We start from the raw sequence: 16078 nt of genomic DNA on the forward strand, positions 1-16078 counted from the left end.
AAGGCGTAGCCGCCACCCGGCTTTTTTTACGAATACATCGCCGTGATCGACGCACTGCCCAGCGTATGGAAATGCACGTTAAAGCCCACCATCGCACCGCTCGCACCTTCATCCACCTCAATGCGATCCACGTCGAGGGCATGCACCGTAAAGATGTAGCGATGCGTCTCCCCTTTTGGCGGAGCCGCGCCGCCGTAACCCGCTTTGCCAAAGTCGGTACGCGTCTGAATAGCGCCCTCTGGCAGGGCGACCAGATCAGAGCCGGAACCTTGCGGCAGCACGCGGGTTTCTGCAGGCAGGTTAGCCACAATCCAGTGCCACCAGCCGGAGCCGGTTGGGGCGTCCGGGTCGTAGCAGGTGACGACAAAGCTTTTGGTTCCCGCAGGCACATCATCCCAGGCCAGATGCGGGGAGATATTATCCCCCTGATAGCCCATGCCGTTGAAAACGTGACGTTCCGGCAGTTTCTCGCCGTCGCGCAAATCTTTACTGATGATTTTCATACGGTTTACCCTCGTTAATCGCTCGTTCACGAAGTGTAACCCATAGGGTTAAATCGTGAAATGCGCGGGAATGTTAACAGCGGTAACGACCGCGGCAGTTAATTTACGTAGCTGATCCTGGGTAATGATATACGGCGGCATCAGGTAGATCAGCTTGCCGAACGGTCGTACCCAGACGCCGTGCTCAACGAAGAAGCGCTGTAGCGCCGCCATGTTCACCGGGTGCGTGGTTTCAATCACACCAATCGCCCCGATCACCCGCACGTCGGCGACGAACTCTGAATCCGAAGCGATGTGCAGTTCCTGTTTGAGCTGCGCCTCGATTGCCGCCACCTGCGTTTGCCACTCGCCGCTCTCCAGCATCGCGAGGCTTTCGCTTGCCACCGCACAGGCCAGCGGATTACCCATAAACGTGGGGCCGTGCATAAAGCATCCCGCTTCGCCATCGCTGATGGTGTCCGCGACGTGGCGAGTGGCAAGCGTGGCGGACAGCGTCATGGTCCCGCCGGTTAAGGCTTTGCCCAGGCACAGAATGTCCGGCGTGATCCCCGCGTGGTCACAGGCGAACAGTTTTCCGGTACGACCAAAGCCGGTGGCAATTTCATCCGCGATCAGCAGAATGCCCTCGCGATCGCACATCTTACGAATGCGCTTGAGCCACTCCGGGTGATAGATGCGCATTCCGCCCGCGCCCTGCACAATCGGCTCCAGAATAACCGCGGCGATCTCATGGCGGTGCGCTGCCATCAGACGCGCAAAACCCACCATGTCCGCCTCGTCCCACTCGCCGTCGAAACGGCTCTGCGGCGCGGGGGCAAACAGGTTTTCCGGCAGGTAGCCCTTCCACAGGCTGTGCATGGAGTTATCCGGATCGCAGACCGACATCGCCCCAAAGGTATCGCCGTGATAGCCGTTACGGAAGGTCAGGAAGCGCTGGCGCGGTTCGCCCTTCGCATGCCAGTACTGCAACGCCATCTTCATCGCCACCTCTACGGACACGGAGCCGGTATCGGCGAGGAAAACGCACTCCAGCGCGTCGGGGGTCATCGCCACCAGACGACGGCAGACATCCACCGCCGGCTGATGGGTAATGCCGCCAAACATGACGTGCGACATGCGGTCAATCTGCGTTTTCATCGCCGCGTTCAGGCGCGGATGGTTATATCCATGGATCGTCGCCCACCAGGAGGACATACCGTCGACCAGCACGTCGCCGCTGGCGAGATGCAGCTCGCATCCGTGGGCAGACGCAACCGGGTAAACGGGCAGGGGGCGGGTCGTGGAGGTGTAAGGGTGCCAGATATGCTGCTTGTCGAAGTCGAGATCGTCCTGGGTCATAATTGACTTGTAAACCATTTTGAAAAGAATTAGGTTTACAAGTATAAACCGAACCGACAATTAACAAAACCCTTTGGAGACGCTAAATGGCTCACCATCCACGCTGGACGATGTCGCAAGTCACTGAGTTATTCAACAAACCTTTCCTGGAGCTGATGTTCGAAGCGCAGCAGGTACACCGTCAACACTTCGACCCACGCCATGTGCAGGTCAGCACGCTGCTGTCGATCAAGACCGGCGCATGCCCGGAAGATTGCAAATATTGCCCGCAGAGCGCCCGCTACAAAACCGGTCTCGAAACCGAGCGCCTGATGGAGGTAGAGCAGGTGCTCGACTCGGCGCGTAAGGCCAAAAATGCAGGCTCCACCCGCTTCTGCATGGGCGCGGCATGGAAGAACCCGCACGACCGCGATATGCCCTATCTGGAGCAGATGGTGAAAGGGGTGAAGGAGATGGGGCTGGAAGCCTGTATGACGCTGGGCACGCTGAACGACGAGCAGGCACAGCGCCTGTCTGCGGCCGGGCTGGACTACTACAACCACAACCTCGACACCTCGCCGGAGTTTTACGGCAACATCATCACCACGCGCACCTATCAGGAGCGACTGGATACCCTGGACAAGGTGCGTGATGCGGGCATCAAAGTGTGCTCGGGCGGGATCGTGGGGCTGGGCGAGACGGTGAAAGATCGTGCCGGCCTGCTGCTCCAGCTTGCTAACCTGCCCACACCGCCGGAAAGCGTGCCGATCAACATGCTGGTGAAGGTGAAAGGGACGCCGCTGGCGGATAACGATGACGTGGACGCCTTTGATTTTATTCGCACCATCGCCGTTGCGCGCATCATGATGCCGACATCGTACGTGCGCCTCTCGGCGGGACGCGAGCAGATGAACGAGCAGACGCAGGCGATGTGCTTTATGGCCGGTGCCAACTCCATTTTCTACGGCTGCAAGCTGCTGACCACGCCAAACCCGGAAGAGGACAAAGACGTCCAGCTGTTCCGCAAGCTCGGCCTGAGATCGCATCAGACTGAGGTGCTGACGGGGGATAACGAACAGCAGCAGATGCTGGAGCGGCAGATTTTCAACGCCGACACGGAACAGTTTTACAACGCGGCCTCAGTATGACCTGGCAGGCACGTATCCAGTCCGCGCTCGACGAGCGTCGGGCGGCGGAGGCGTTGCGCGTGCGCTGCGTGGTGGAGAACGGCGCAGGCCGTTTTCTCACCCGCGATAACCAACGCTTTTGCAATTTTTCCAGCAATGATTATCTCGGCCTGAGCCAGCACCCACACGTTATCCGTGCGTGGCAACGCGGGGCGGAGCGATACGGTGTGGGCAGCGGCGGTTCGGGCCACGTCAGCGGCTACACCACGGCGCATCAGGCGCTGGAAGCGGAGCTGGCCGACTGGCTAGGCTACCCGCGTGCGCTGCTGTTTATCTCTGGCTTTGCCGCAAATCAGGCGGTGATTGCGGCAATGACGGGCAAAGAGGACCGGATTGTAGCCGACCGCCTAAGCCACGCCTCGCTGCTGGAGGCGGCGGGGTTAAGCCCGGCGCAGCTGCGACGCTTTACGCATAACGACGTCGGGCACCTCCACGCCCTGCTTCAGAAACCTTGCGCCGGCCAGCAACTGGTGGTCACGGAAGGGGTGTTTAGCATGGACGGTGACAGCGCACCGCTGCGCGCCCTGCATGACGCGGCCCGGAAGCATAACGTCTGGCTACTGGTCGACGATGCCCACGGCATCGCGGTAATGGGCGATGAGGGGCGCGGAAGCGCAGATCAACAGCGCGTCAGGCCGGAACTGCTGATCGTGACGTTTGGCAAAGGCTTCGGCGTGAGCGGGGCGGCGGTGCTGTGCAGCGATCCGGTGGCGGATTATCTCTTACAGTTTGCCCGGCACCTGATCTACAGCACCAGCATGCCGCCGGCACAGGCCGTGGCGTTATCGGCATCGCTGTCGGTGATCCGGCGCGCGGAAGGGGCGGAGCGCAGGCAGCGTCTGGCTGAACATATTGCGCGTTTTCGCCGGGGTTTAGGCTCGCTTCCCTACAGGATAGCCGAGTCTCAAAGCGCCATTCAGCCGGTGATCGTGGGGGAAAACAGCCGGGCGCTGAGCCTGGCGCAGACGCTGCGCAATCGCGGTATGTGGGTCACCGCCATTCGGCCTCCCACCGTTCCGCCGGGCACCGCGCGTTTGCGCTTAACCCTCACGGCTGCCCATGAGCCGCAGGATATCGACGCACTGCTGGAGGCGCTTGATGACGCCAGTCAATAAGCAGGCCATCGCCGCCGCGTTTGGCCGGGCGGCGCAAAGCTACTCGCAGCACGACGAACTGCAGCGCCAGAGCGCACAAGGGCTGCTGGCCGCGCTGGGAGGCGGTCAATTTGCGCAGGTCCTGGATGCGGGATGCGGGCCGGGCGCGAACAGCCGCTACTGGCGGCAGGCGGGAAGCACGGTGACAGCGCTCGATCTTTCGGAGCAGATGCTCAACGAGGCGCGCCAGCAGCAGTCGGCTGACCGCTATCTGGTTGCCGATATTGAAGCCATCGCGCTGCCTGACGGGCAATTCGACCTGGTCTGGAGCCACCTGGCGGTGCAGTGGTGTAGCAGCCTGCCGCACGCGCTGGGGGAGCTTTATCGCGTGGCGAAACCGGGCGGCAAGGTGGCGTTTACCACTCTACTCGACAGTTCTCTGCCGGAGCTTAATCAGGCCTGGAAAGCCGTGGACGATCGTCCGCACGCGAACCGCTTCCTGTCGCACGACGAGGTGCTGAGGGCGCTGGCAGGCTGGCGTTACCGAAGCAGGGTACACACGGTCACGCTGGACTTCCGCGATGCCCTCAGCGCCATGCGCTCACTCAAGGGCATTGGCGCAACGCACCTGCACGCCGGGCGCGAGCAAAAACCGCTCACGCGTGGTCAGTTGCAGCGTCTGGGGCTGGCGTGGCCGCAGCAGCGGGGTGCGTTCCCGCTCTCTTATCAACTTTTTCATGGGATTATCGAACGTGACTGAACGCTATTTTGTGACCGGTACGGATACGGAAGTGGGCAAAACGGTTGCCAGCGCGGCACTGCTGCAGGCTGCCCGTCGGCTGGGAAAAAAGACCGCGGGGTTTAAGCCCGTGGCCTCTGGCAGCGAGATGACGCCGGAAGGCCTGCGTAACACCGACGCGCTGGCGCTCCAGCGTAACAGCAGTATCGACCTGGCCTATGCGGCGGTGAATCCCTATACCTTCGCGGAGCCAACCTCACCGCACATCATCAGCGCGGACGAGGGGCGTCCGATTGCGTTTGACGTACTCTCGGCCGGGCTGCGTGCCCTGGAAGAACAGGCGGACTGGGTGCTGGTGGAAGGGGCGGGCGGCTGGTTTACGCCACTCTCAGAGCAGCAAACTTTTGCCGACTGGGTTGAGGCTGAGCGGTTGCCGGTAATTCTGGTGGTCGGCGTTAAGCTTGGCTGTATCAACCACGCGGTGTTGACCGCGCAGGCCGTGCAGCAGGCAGGCCTGCGTCTGGCTGGCTGGATCGCGAACGATGTGGTCGCACCGGGCAAACGTCATCCGGAGTATCTGGCGACGCTTAAGCGAATGCTGCCCGCGCCGTTTCTGGGGGAGATCCCGTGGCTTAGCGGCAACGCAGAAAATGCTGAAACCGGGAAATACCTTGACCTTAGCGCATTGCAGAAATGTGATTAAGATCTCGCCAGTCCATAAGGATAAACCTCGCGCTTGCGCGTCAAAAAAGGGTGATAAAATTTTTTTGCTGCCGCTTCGTGGGAAAAACCGGGACGTTGCCGAGCGGCGGTCTGTATGGGCTGCACGCAGTTATCCACTATTCCTGTGGATAACCTTGTGTATGAGAGTTAGAAAACACGCGATAAGCGAGAGAATACGCGGCTTAAGCCTGAATTGATGCGAAACGCGGCTTTCGGAAATATCCTCTGTTAATCAACTTGTTAGATAAAAGCAATTGCCGTCACTAAACTGTCATCCACTGCCATAAAACTTTCATTACGTAGCTTGACAAATGTTAAAAAAGGAAAATTTTTGGGGATAACCGCAAACGCTGGTGTTTTATCTCGTCCCTGTCGAAATTTCGACCGGGTTTACGCTCATCATCCGGTTGCTATGCTAAATATCCTGACATGCTACTGGTTTTTCATCCAGTGTTTTTTACTGGCAATCCTGGCAACAAGGAGTAAAATTACACGTCTGCCGCTAAATCCGTCATCAGGTCGTTGCCATGAGTAAACCGTTCAAATTGAATTCCGCTTTCCGTCCATCGGGGGATCAGCCTGAGGCGATTCGTCGCCTGGAAGAGGGGCTGGAAGATGGGCTTGCACACCAGACGCTGCTGGGGGTGACCGGCTCGGGTAAAACCTTTACCGTCGCCAACGTGATTGCCGACCTGCAGCGCCCAACCATGGTGCTGGCACCCAACAAAACCCTCGCGGCACAGCTTTACGGCGAGATGAAAGAGTTCTTCCCGGAAAACGCGGTGGAGTATTTCGTCTCTTACTACGATTACTACCAGCCGGAAGCCTACGTTCCCAGCTCTGACACCTTTATCGAAAAAGATGCCTCGGTGAACGAACACATCGAACAGATGCGTCTGTCGGCCACCAAAGCGCTGCTTGAGCGGCGTGATGTGGTGGTGGTCGCGTCGGTCTCGGCCATCTACGGCCTGGGCGACCCGGATCTGTACCTGAAGATGATGCTCCACCTCACGGTGGGGATGATTATCGACCAGCGTGCGATCCTGCGCCGCCTGGCAGAGCTGCAGTACACCCGCAACGATCAGGCTTTCCAGCGCGGCACGTTCCGCGTGCGCGGCGAGGTGATTGATATCTTCCCGGCGGAATCGGACGACATGGCCCTGCGCGTGGAGCTGTTCGACGAAGAGGTTGAGCGGCTCTCACTGTTCGACCCGCTGACGGGGCACATTGAATCAGTAATCCAGCGCTTTACCGTCTACCCTAAAACGCACTACGTCACGCCGCGCGAGCGTATCGTGCAGGCGATGGAAGATATCAAGGTCGAGCTGGCAGACCGCCGTAAGGTGCTGCTGGCGAACAATAAGCTGCTCGAAGAGCAGCGTTTAAGCCAGCGAACCCAGTTTGACCTGGAGATGATGAACGAGCTGGGCTACTGCTCCGGCATCGAAAACTACTCGCGCTACCTCTCCGGGCGCGGGCCGGGCGAAGCACCGCCGACGCTGTTTGACTACCTTCCTGCGGATGGCCTGCTGGTGATCGACGAATCCCACGTCACCATCCCGCAAATCGGCGGAATGTATCGCGGCGACCGCGCGCGTAAAGAGACGCTAGTGGAGTATGGCTTCCGCCTACCGTCGGCGCTGGATAACCGCCCGATGAAGTTTGAAGAGTTTGAAGCCCTCGCACCGCAAACCATCTACGTGTCGGCAACGCCGGGCAACTACGAGCTGGAAAAATCCGGCGAGGATGTGGTTGATCAGGTGGTGCGTCCGACGGGGCTGCTCGACCCGATCATCGAGGTGCGTCCTGTCGCCACCCAGGTGGACGATCTGCTCTCGGAGATCCGTATCCGCTCCGCTATTAACGAGCGCGTACTGGTCACCACGCTGACCAAACGTATGGCCGAAGACCTGACCGAATATCTGGAAGAACACGGCGAGAAGGTGCGGTATCTGCACTCGGACATCGATACCGTTGAGCGTATGGAGATCATCCGCGATCTGCGCCTTGGCGAGTTTGACGTGCTGGTGGGGATCAACCTTCTGCGAGAAGGCCTGGACATGCCGGAGGTGTCGCTGGTCGCGATCCTCGACGCCGACAAAGAGGGCTTCCTGCGTTCTGAACGTTCGCTTATTCAGACCATTGGCCGTGCCGCCCGTAACGTCAACGGTAAGGCCATTCTGTACGGCGATAAGATCACCCCGTCAATGGCGAAAGCGATTGGCGAAACGGAACGTCGCCGCGAGAAGCAGCAGCGCTACAACGAAGAGCACGGCATCACGCCTCAGGGGCTGAATAAGAAAGTGGTGGATATTCTGGCGCTGGGTCAGAACATTGCGAAGACCAAAACCAAAGGGCGCGGGAAAGCTCGTCCAGTGGTGGAAGAAGATACCGTCGCGCTGACGCCGAAAGCATTGCAGCAGAAGATCCACGAGCTGGAAGGGCAGATGATGCAGCACGCGCAGAATCTGGAGTTCGAGGAGGCCGCGCAAATCCGCGACCAGCTGCATCAGCTGAGGGATCTGTTCATCGCGGCATCATAAGCGGTTTTTGCCCGGTGACACTGCGCTTACCGGGCCTACTTTTTTCCCCTCTCCCTGTGGGTGAGGGCATCAGGCCGCAAAAACGTACCTAACCTAACGCCTGAATCGCCTTTTCCAGCGCGTCGCGCAGCAGGTGGCGGTCGTGGCGATATTTGATATCGCTCGCCTCCAGCGGCTCCTGCACCACCACGCGATCGCCAATGCCGGACACATCCACTTTTGGCCCCACCACCACGCCGTCGATGATTTTCTTGCCGACGTACTGCTCCATCAGATCCAGTTTGTCCCCCAGCGACAGGCTCGCTGCCGCCGGACTGAGTTCTCGGCCTAAGTTACCGATATACACCATCGGTGCGGGCGTTCTGCGCAGCGCCTGGGCCAGCTCCTTCACCAGTAACAGCGGCATCAGGCTGGTGTAAAAACTGCCGGGGCCAATCAGGATAAGATCCGCTTCGCCAATCGCCTCGACGGCTTCCCGCGTGGCTGGCACGCTGGGGTAGGTCATGAGCTCTTTTGGCGGCAGCAGAAGCTGGTCGATATTCACTTCGCCATACACTTCATGTCCTTCTGCATCGATCGCCATCAAATCGACCGGTTGCTCCGACATGGGGATCAGAAACGCATCCACTTTCAGCAGATTACGAATCAAATTGATCGCTTCGAGAGGGCGCACGCTCAGGTGATCCAGCGCCTTTAACATCAGGTTTCCGAGGTTATGCCCCGAAAGCTCACCATTTCCACCAAAACGGTACTCAAACATGGCGGACGCCACGCTGGGTTCTGTGATTAACTGATTCAGACAGTTGCGCATATCGCCCCAGGCAATCCCGCCTTCCGCACGGCGGATCCGTCCCGTCGAGCCTCCGTTATCCGTCGTTGTCACTATCCCTGTCAGCCGCGAGCCGAGTGAGGATAATGAGGACATGACCCTGCCCAGGCCGTGGCCTCCGCCCAGAGCGACCACCCGGTCAAGATCGGCAAAAGTGCGATTGCGCATTTATTTTCCTTATGAGGTTCTGACCGCGTAACAGTAACTCAACTACCCCGAAAAGACGATTGCTGACCCGATGCATAATGACGTAAATCAATGCGAAATTGCGGTTTTTAGGTATTCTGTCGTTAAAATGCACGATCGTGACGTTATGTAGAGAATTATATAGCGAAAAGCGAGAATGGCGAAGTGGTGATTTACGCGCTACTATCGCCTTAACCACGTTTTCAAATTTGAAAACATACACTCTAGCCTTAGCGCCTGTGTCGAACAGATATGGCGCTCTGGCCGTGGCGGATTGCCACCAGGGTACAGAAAGAAATGACTGTGCCTCCCGTATCTGGAAAGGTGTACATGGCTTCACAACTTACTGATGCTTTCGCGCGTAAGTTTTTCTACTTACGTCTGTCGATTACCGATGTGTGCAACTTCCGTTGCACCTACTGTCTGCCTGACGGCTACAAGCCGGGCAGCGTCACCAATAACGGTTTTCTCTCCGTCGAGGAAGTGCGTCGCGTTACGCGCGCGTTCTCAGAACTCGGTACTGAAAAAGTCCGTCTGACCGGCGGCGAGCCTTCTCTGCGTCGCGATTTCCCCGACATCATTGCCGCCGTGCGCGAAAATGAGCGCATCCGGCAAATTGCCGTGACCACCAACGGCTACCGTATGGCCCGTGACGTGGCGGCCTGGCGCGATGCGGGCCTGACGGCAATTAACGTCAGCGTGGACAGCCTCGACGCGCGCCAGTTTCACGCCATCACCGGACAGGACAAGTTCCGTCAGGTTATGGACGGCATTGACGCGGCGTTTGCAGCCGGTTTCGATAAAGTCAAAGTCAACACGGTTCTGATGCGTGATGTGAACCATCACCAGCTGGACACCTTCCTGGCGTGGATCAAACCGCGCCGCATTCAACTGCGTTTTATTGAGCTGATGGAAACCGGCGAGGGCAGCGAACTGTTCCGCCGCCATCATATTTCCGGCATGGTGCTGCGCGACGCGCTGCTGCGACGCGGCTGGATCCACCAGATCCGCCAGCGCAGCGATGGCCCGGCGCAGGTCTTTTGTCACCCCGATTACGAAGGGGAAATAGGGCTTATCATGCCGTATGAAAAAGACTTCTGCGCCAGCTGCAACCGCCTGCGCGTCTCGTCCATCGGCAAACTGCATTTGTGCCTGTTCGGCGACGGCGGTGTGGATCTGCGCGATCTGCTGGAGAACGATGCTCAGCAGGAGGCGCTTGAAGCGCGTATTTCCGAGGCGCTGACGCACAAAAAGCAGACCCACTTCCTGCATCAGGGCAACACCGGTATTACTCAGAACCTGTCCTACATTGGCGGGTAATCAGCTTTAAGAAGGAACCAGAAGATGAGTCAGGTAAGCGCAGAATTTATCCCGACACGCATTGCCATTCTTACCGTTTCCGAGCGCCGTGGCGAAGAGGACGACACCTCCGGCCACTGGCTGCGCGACGCGGCGCACGACGCCGGGCACCAGATCGTGGATAAAGCCATTGTGAAAGAGAACCGCTACGCCATTCGCGCGCAGGTGTCACAGTGGATTGCCAGCGATGAAGTGCAGGTGGTGCTGATTACCGGCGGCACCGGTTTTACCGCGGGCGACCAGGCCCCGGAAGCGTTGCTGCCGCTGTTTGACCGCGAAGTAGAAGGATTTGGTGAAGTGTTCCGCATGCTCTCGTTTGAAGAGATTGGCACCTCCACGCTGCAGTCCCGCGCCGTGGCGGGGATCGCCAATAAGACGCTGATTTTCGCCATGCCAGGCTCGACCAAAGCCTGCCGTACCGCGTGGGAGAACATCATCGCGCCACAGCTTGATGCCCGTACCCGTCCGTGTAATTTCCATCCTCATTTGAAGAAATAAGCTATGTCGCAACTGACCCACATTAACGCCGCTGGCGAAGCGCATATGGTCGACGTCTCTGCCAAAGCGGAAACGGTGCGCGAAGCGCGTGCCGAAGCCTTTGTCACCATGCTGCCAGACACCCTGGCAATGATCATTGACGGTAGCCACCACAAGGGCGACGTCTTCGCCACCGCCCGCATTGCCGGTATTCAGGCGGCAAAACGCACGTGGGAGTTAATCCCGCTCTGCCACCCGCTGATGCTCAGCAAGGTTGAAATCAATCTGCAGGCGCAGCCGGATCACAGCCGCGTGCGCATTGAGTCGCTTTGCCGCTTAACCGGTAAAACCGGCGTGGAGATGGAGGCGTTGACGGCGGCCTCCGTCGCGGCGTTGACCATCTACGACATGTGCAAGGCCGTGCAGAAAGATATGGTTATTGGCCCGGTTCGCCTGCTGGCGAAAAGCGGCGGCAAATCCGGTGATTTTAAGGTGGACAGCCATGATTAAGGTGCTCTTTTTTGCGCAGGTTCGTGAGCTGGTTGATACCGACAGCCTGACGCTTGATACCCCCTTTGAAAACGTGGCCGCGCTGCGCGCGCACCTTGCGGCACAGGGCGAACGCTGGGCGCTGGCGCTGGACGAAGGCAAGCTGCTGGCCGCCGTTAACCAGACGCTGGTTGAGTTTAGCCATCCGCTGACGGCGGGTGATGAAGTGGCGTTCTTCCCGCCGGTCACGGGGGGCTGATATGGACGACACCCGAATTCTGGTCAGCCCCGACCGCTTTAACGTCGGCACGGAATATGCCTGGCTGGCCGAGCGCGATGAAGATGGCGCGGTCGTCACCTTTACCGGCAAAGTGCGTAATCATAACCTCGGCGACAGCGTCAAGGCGTTAACCCTGGAGCACTATCCGGGCATGACTGAGAAATCCCTCGCGGAGATCGTCGTTGAAGCGCGGGGCCGCTGGCCGCTCGGGCGCGTCACGGTTATCCACCGCATCGGCGAAATGTGGCCGGGTGAAGAGATTGTGTTTGTTGGCGTGACCAGCGCACACCGCAGCAGCGCCTTTGCGGCGGGGGAGTTCATTATGGATTACCTCAAAACAAAAGCCCCGTTCTGGAAGCGCGAAGCGACGCCGGAAGGCGACCGCTGGGTAGAGTCGCGCGACAGCGACAAACAGGCCGCCAGCCGTTGGTAACAGGTTGACGCAGATGTGTTAGTCTTAACGTGTGTCTCTACTTAATCAGGAGTGAATCATGGACCGATTTCCGCGTTCCGATTCGATAGTACAGCAGACCCGTAGCGGCCTGCAGACGTATATGGCTCAGGTTTACGGCTGGATGACGGTCGGCCTGCTGTTGACCGCGTTTATCGCGTGGTATGCGGCAAACACGCCCGAGCTGATGATGTTTATCTTCTCCAGCAAAATCACCTTCTTTGGGTTGATTATCGCGCAGCTGGCATTGGTATTCGTGCTTTCAGGGCTGGTGCATAAGCTCAGCGCCGGCATGGCGACCACGCTCTTTATGCTCTATTCGGCGCTGACGGGGCTGACGCTCTCCAGCATCTTCATCGTTTATACCTACTCTTCCATCGCCAGCACCTTCGTGGTGGCCGGGGGGATGTTCGGTGCGATGAGTCTTTACGGCTACACCACCAAACGTGACCTGAGCGGTTTAGGCAGCATGCTGTTTATGGGGCTGATTGGGATTGTGCTGGCGTCGCTGGTCAACCTGTGGCTCAAGAGCGAGGCGCTGATGTGGGCCGTGACCTATATCGGCGTGGTGGTCTTTGTGGGGCTGACGGCGTACGACACGCAAAAGCTGAAAAACATTGGCAACCAGATTGACGTGCGCGACGGCACCACCCTGCGCAAATACTCCATTCTTGGCGCGCTGACGCTGTATCTGGACTTTATCAACCTGTTCCTGATGCTGCTGCGTATTATGGGTAATCGTCGATAAGTTTTTCACGGGTGACGGTGCGGTCTGATGCCCTCACCCTGACCCTCTCCCACGGGAGAGGGAACACACACTAAAAACGGCAACAAGGTTGCCGTTTTGCTTTTATTTTGCCATCGCCTTCTCGTTTTTCGCCCGCAGCTTCTTCGCACGACTTTCCAGAGCCAGATAGCACACCGTGGCCAGCGCCAGCGGCAGGAAGTAGTAGATCATGCGATACGCAAGCAGGGCGGCAATAATGGCTCCCTGCGAGACATGCTCTCCGGCAAGCAGCGCAATAAACACCGCCTCCAGCACGCCGATCCCGGCGGGAATGTGCACGATAACCCCTGCAATACTGCTCACCAGCAGCACGCCGAGCACGAAGAAGTAATTCACGTCTTCGCCAATCAGCAGCCAGATAATGGCCCCCATCGCCATCCAGTTCGCGCTGGAGACCGCCATTTGCAGAACCGCAAATTTCCACGACGGCAGCACCAGCTTTTGCTTTTTGATGGTGATATGGCGACGTTTGGCAAATGCGCAGGCCCAGAGATACACGGCAATGATCAGCAGCAGCACCACACCCAGAATACGCAGCGTGGCTTCGTCGATATACCAGTGCGCCGGGAGCTGCACCACGCCGACAGTGAATATCACCCCGCCGAGCAGAATATAGCCCAGCCAGTTGGTGGTAATACTCAGCGAGAAAATGCGGGTGATGGTGCCGCCCGGCAGCCCGAGGCGCGAGTAAAGGCGATACCGCATGCCAATCCCACCGACCCAGGTGCTGAGCGTCAGGTTAAAGGCGTAGCAGATAAACGACACCAGCATCACCTGGCGTTTGGCCAGCTTATGGCCGCAGTAGGCGCGTCCTAGCAGGTCATAGCAGCCGTACATCAGATAACTCACAATCACCAGCCCGACGGCGCTCAGCAGCACCATGCGGTTATAGTTGCGAATCACCTTCCAGACCTCTTCCCAGTCAACTTTCTGGGCATACACGACCAGCAGCACGGCGACGGCAATAAAGAACAGCCAGGTGAGGATCTTCTTCGCCAGACGCCAGCGGGGATGGGATTTTGACATCAGGTTTTCCCTCCATTTTCCGCTTCTACGCGGTCCTGGGTTTCCATTTCGGGCTGCACTGGTGGGTCCACCAGTTCAAGTTTTGGGGTATGCGCAGGCAGCCAGCCTACCATCGCCGGGAAGTGGCGCAGGAAGTGGAACACCACCACGCCGATGCCCAGGTTCCACCATGTGCGTTTGGGCACCATGGTTTCATCCACCCGCACACAGTCGTTGACGATAAGTCCGTGAAGGTTTTCGCGCAGGGTGTGGTTAAACTGACGGTCGTGGATGATCAGGTTGGCTTCCAGGTTAAGGGACAAACTCAGCGGATCGAGGTTGCTGGAGCCGACGGTCGCCCAGTGATCGTCCATGAGTGCCACCTTGCCGTGCAGCGGTCGGCGGCGATATTCGTATATCTGCACGCCGCCTTTCACCAGATAGTTATAGAGCAGGCGCGCGCCCACCTTCACAATCGGCATATCCGGCTCGCCCTGAACGATTAGCTTCACGCGTACCCCACGGCGTGCGGCGCTGCGCATAGCGTGCAGCAGGCGGTAGCCGGGGAAGAAGTAGGCGTTGGCGATAATCACCTCGCGCTTCGCGTTCGCCAGCATCTTCAGGTAGTGGCGTTCGATATCGTCCCGGTGCTCGCCGTTATCGCGCCAGACAAACAGCGCCTGGGCCTCGCCGGGATGGCGGTTCTCTTCCGGGCGATGACGGCGTCGCCACCAGCGGCGCGCTGCCTCTTTTCCGGGCAGGTTCTCCAGTTCAAACAGCAAAATATCCTGCACCACCGGGCCTTCGATCCGAATGGCATAGTCCTGCTTGGCCTCAGGACCGTAGTCCGACATGTGCTCGGCGGAGTAGTTAATGCCACCGACAAATGCCACGGTCTCATCGATCACCACAATTTTGCGATGCATACGGCGGAAAAGGTTGGTGCGCATGCCAAACAGGCGCGGGCCGGGATCGTAGTAACGGAATACCACCCCAGCGGAGGTCAGTTCGCTGACAAACTCTTTGCTGAGATCGGGCGAACCGTAGCCGTCGAGCAGCACTTCGATTTTGATACCGCGCTGGGCGGCGCGCAGCAACACGCTGTGCAGTTGCTTGCCAACGTCGTCTTCGAACCAGATAAAGGTTTCAAGGATCACCCTCTGCCGGGCGCGATCGATAGCCTCAAAGACGGCCGGATAATAGTTATCGCCATTTTCCAGCAGCGTAATACGGTTTCCTTCCTGCCATGTACATTTCATAGGTGTATCTCCGCGCTGAGCGGGGCATGGTCAGACAGATGTCGCCAGTTAAGAAGCGCCAGCGCGGTTGGGCTGCTGGCGTGAGCATTTTTTACGTAGATGCGGTCAAGGCGCAGCAGGGGAAAGCGCACCGGGAACGTGCGGGCTGGCCTGCCGTGGGCGCGGGTGAATATCTCCTCCAGCCCGGCTTCTGCCTTCAGCGGATGATTCGCCCGCTGCCGCCAGTCGTTGAAATCGCCCGCGACCACCACCGGCTCGCCTTCCGGCAGGGCGTTGGTCCACTCAGCGAGCATCTGCAGCTGCGCCTGGCGGTGCGCCTCCCGCAGGCCGAGATGCACACAGCCCACGTGGATGGGGAATGTCAGATCCGGCGGGGCGATACGGCAGTAAAGCAGCCCGCGTTTTTCACTTTCACCGACGGAGACGTCGCGGTTTTCGTAATGCTCAATGGGAAAACGCGACAGCACCGCATTGCCGTGATGCCCTTCCGGGTAAACCGCGTTGCGCCCGTAGGCGTAATCGCTCCACATGGTATCCGCCAGAAATTCGTAGTGGGGCGTATCGGGCCAATTTTCTACGTGCATCGGATGCACTTCGTGCGCGCCCATCACCTCCTGCAGGCAGACAATATCCGCGCTGACGGTGCGTACAGCGTCGCGCAGTTCCGGTAAAATGAAGCGGCGATTAAATGCTGTGAAGCCTTTATGAATATTAATCGTCAACACCTTAAGTGAGAAATGCTGTTTTTTATTGGTCATACACTCCTGCCAGCGTCACTATCCTGATGAAAATAAAGTGTAGTCGTCGTCACAAAAAGATGCGGCGTTACGGAATTTTCCGTAAAGTGCGG

Annotated in this window: 17 protein-coding genes and 1 riboswitch; of the genes, 11 read left to right on the plus strand and 6 right to left on the minus strand. The window is 58.5% G+C overall.

What is annotated here, in order from left to right; all coding sequences use genetic code 11:
- Positions 1–26: 26 nt before the first annotated feature.
- Both QLG21_RS17665 and bioA read right to left on the minus strand, forming a co-directional pair.
- Entirely contained in the window at positions 27–503 is a 477-nt protein-coding gene (locus tag QLG21_RS17665; RefSeq protein WP_058610573.1) for a kinase inhibitor, read from the minus strand.
- Between the two features lie 48 nt (positions 504–551).
- A complete protein-coding gene (bioA, locus tag QLG21_RS17670; RefSeq protein WP_282484892.1) occupies positions 552–1859 on the minus strand; it encodes an adenosylmethionine--8-amino-7-oxononanoate transaminase in 1308 nt (435 codons plus the stop codon).
- A 68-nt stretch (positions 1860–1927) separates the two neighbouring features.
- Here bioA and bioB point away from each other — a divergent pair, with 68 nt between their 5' ends.
- From bioB to uvrB, 5 genes are all read left to right on the plus strand, one after another.
- Positions 1928–2968 (plus strand): biotin synthase BioB, encoded by a 1041-nt coding sequence (bioB, locus tag QLG21_RS17675; protein WP_071599723.1) that lies wholly within the window; start codon positions 1928–1930, stop codon positions 2966–2968.
- Entirely contained in the window at positions 2965–4122 is a 1158-nt protein-coding gene (bioF, locus tag QLG21_RS17680) for an 8-amino-7-oxononanoate synthase (RefSeq protein WP_282484893.1), read from the plus strand. Before bioB ends, bioF begins: the two co-directional genes overlap by 4 nt.
- Complete coding sequence (gene bioC / locus QLG21_RS17685; RefSeq protein ID WP_282484894.1) at positions 4106–4861, plus strand: malonyl-ACP O-methyltransferase BioC; 756 nt, start codon at positions 4106–4108, stop codon at positions 4859–4861. The genes bioF and bioC overlap by 17 nt, the downstream gene beginning before the upstream one ends.
- Positions 4854–5543, plus strand: a complete 690-nt coding sequence (gene bioD / locus QLG21_RS17690; RefSeq protein ID WP_282484895.1) for a dethiobiotin synthase — start codon at positions 4854–4856, stop codon at positions 5541–5543. Before bioC ends, bioD begins: the two co-directional genes overlap by 8 nt.
- Positions 5544–6090: 547 nt before the next feature.
- A complete protein-coding gene (gene uvrB, locus QLG21_RS17695; protein ID WP_088207642.1) occupies positions 6091–8106 on the plus strand; it encodes an excinuclease ABC subunit UvrB in 2016 nt (671 codons plus the stop codon).
- An 88-nt stretch (positions 8107–8194) separates the two neighbouring features.
- On the opposite strand, the gene yvcK is transcribed toward uvrB, so the two are convergent.
- On the minus strand, positions 8195–9103 hold the full coding sequence (yvcK, locus tag QLG21_RS17700; RefSeq protein ID WP_058610577.1) for a uridine diphosphate-N-acetylglucosamine-binding protein YvcK: 909 nt from the start codon (positions 9101–9103) through the stop codon (positions 8195–8197).
- Between the two features lie 226 nt (positions 9104–9329).
- Positions 9330–9464, plus strand: a riboswitch (molybdenum cofactor riboswitch).
- On the opposite strand from yvcK, the gene moaA reads away from it, so the two are divergent.
- From moaA to QLG21_RS17730, 6 genes are all read left to right on the plus strand, one after another.
- A complete protein-coding gene (gene moaA, locus QLG21_RS17705; RefSeq protein ID WP_282484896.1) occupies positions 9452–10441 on the plus strand; it encodes a GTP 3',8-cyclase MoaA in 990 nt (329 codons plus the stop codon). It overlaps the preceding riboswitch by 13 nt.
- Before the next feature lie 24 nt (positions 10442–10465).
- Entirely contained in the window at positions 10466–10978 is a 513-nt protein-coding gene (gene moaB / locus QLG21_RS17710) for a molybdenum cofactor biosynthesis protein B (protein ID WP_006177264.1), read from the plus strand.
- A 3-nt stretch (positions 10979–10981) separates the two neighbouring features.
- Positions 10982–11467, plus strand: coding sequence for a cyclic pyranopterin monophosphate synthase MoaC (gene moaC, locus QLG21_RS17715; protein ID WP_282484897.1), 486 nt, complete (start codon positions 10982–10984; stop codon positions 11465–11467).
- Entirely contained in the window at positions 11460–11705 is a 246-nt protein-coding gene (gene moaD / locus QLG21_RS17720; protein ID WP_282484898.1) for a molybdopterin synthase sulfur carrier subunit, read from the plus strand. The genes moaC and moaD overlap by 8 nt, the downstream gene beginning before the upstream one ends.
- A gap of 1 nt (position 11706) precedes the next feature.
- Positions 11707–12159: a molybdopterin synthase catalytic subunit MoaE gene (gene moaE, locus QLG21_RS17725; RefSeq protein WP_006177267.1), complete on the plus strand. Its 453-nt coding sequence runs from the start codon at positions 11707–11709 to the stop codon at positions 12157–12159.
- A gap of 58 nt (positions 12160–12217) precedes the next feature.
- Entirely contained in the window at positions 12218–12925 is a 708-nt protein-coding gene (locus QLG21_RS17730; RefSeq protein ID WP_058610582.1) for a Bax inhibitor-1/YccA family protein, read from the plus strand.
- A 102-nt stretch (positions 12926–13027) separates the two neighbouring features.
- On the opposite strand, the gene QLG21_RS17735 is transcribed toward QLG21_RS17730, so the two are convergent.
- The 3 genes from QLG21_RS17735 to QLG21_RS17745 are packed head-to-tail and all read right to left on the minus strand — an operon-like array spanning position 13028 to position 15986.
- Positions 13028–13990, minus strand: a complete 963-nt coding sequence (locus tag QLG21_RS17735) for a YbhN family protein (protein WP_006177269.1) — start codon at positions 13988–13990, stop codon at positions 13028–13030.
- Entirely contained in the window at positions 13990–15228 is a 1239-nt protein-coding gene (gene clsB, locus QLG21_RS17740; protein WP_058610583.1) for a cardiolipin synthase ClsB, read from the minus strand. Before clsB ends, QLG21_RS17735 begins: the two co-directional genes overlap by 1 nt.
- The gene (locus tag QLG21_RS17745; RefSeq protein WP_006177271.1) at positions 15225–15986 is read right to left on the minus strand and encodes an endonuclease/exonuclease/phosphatase family protein; all 762 of its coding nucleotides are present in this window, start codon (positions 15984–15986) and stop codon (positions 15225–15227) included. The genes clsB and QLG21_RS17745 overlap by 4 nt, the downstream gene beginning before the upstream one ends.
- Between the last annotated feature and the right edge of the window lie 92 nt (positions 15987–16078).

Source organism: Enterobacter sp. V87_3 (genome assembly GCF_029967835.1).
In the GTDB taxonomy this organism is placed as follows: domain Bacteria; phylum Pseudomonadota; class Gammaproteobacteria; order Enterobacterales; family Enterobacteriaceae; genus Enterobacter; species Enterobacter cancerogenus.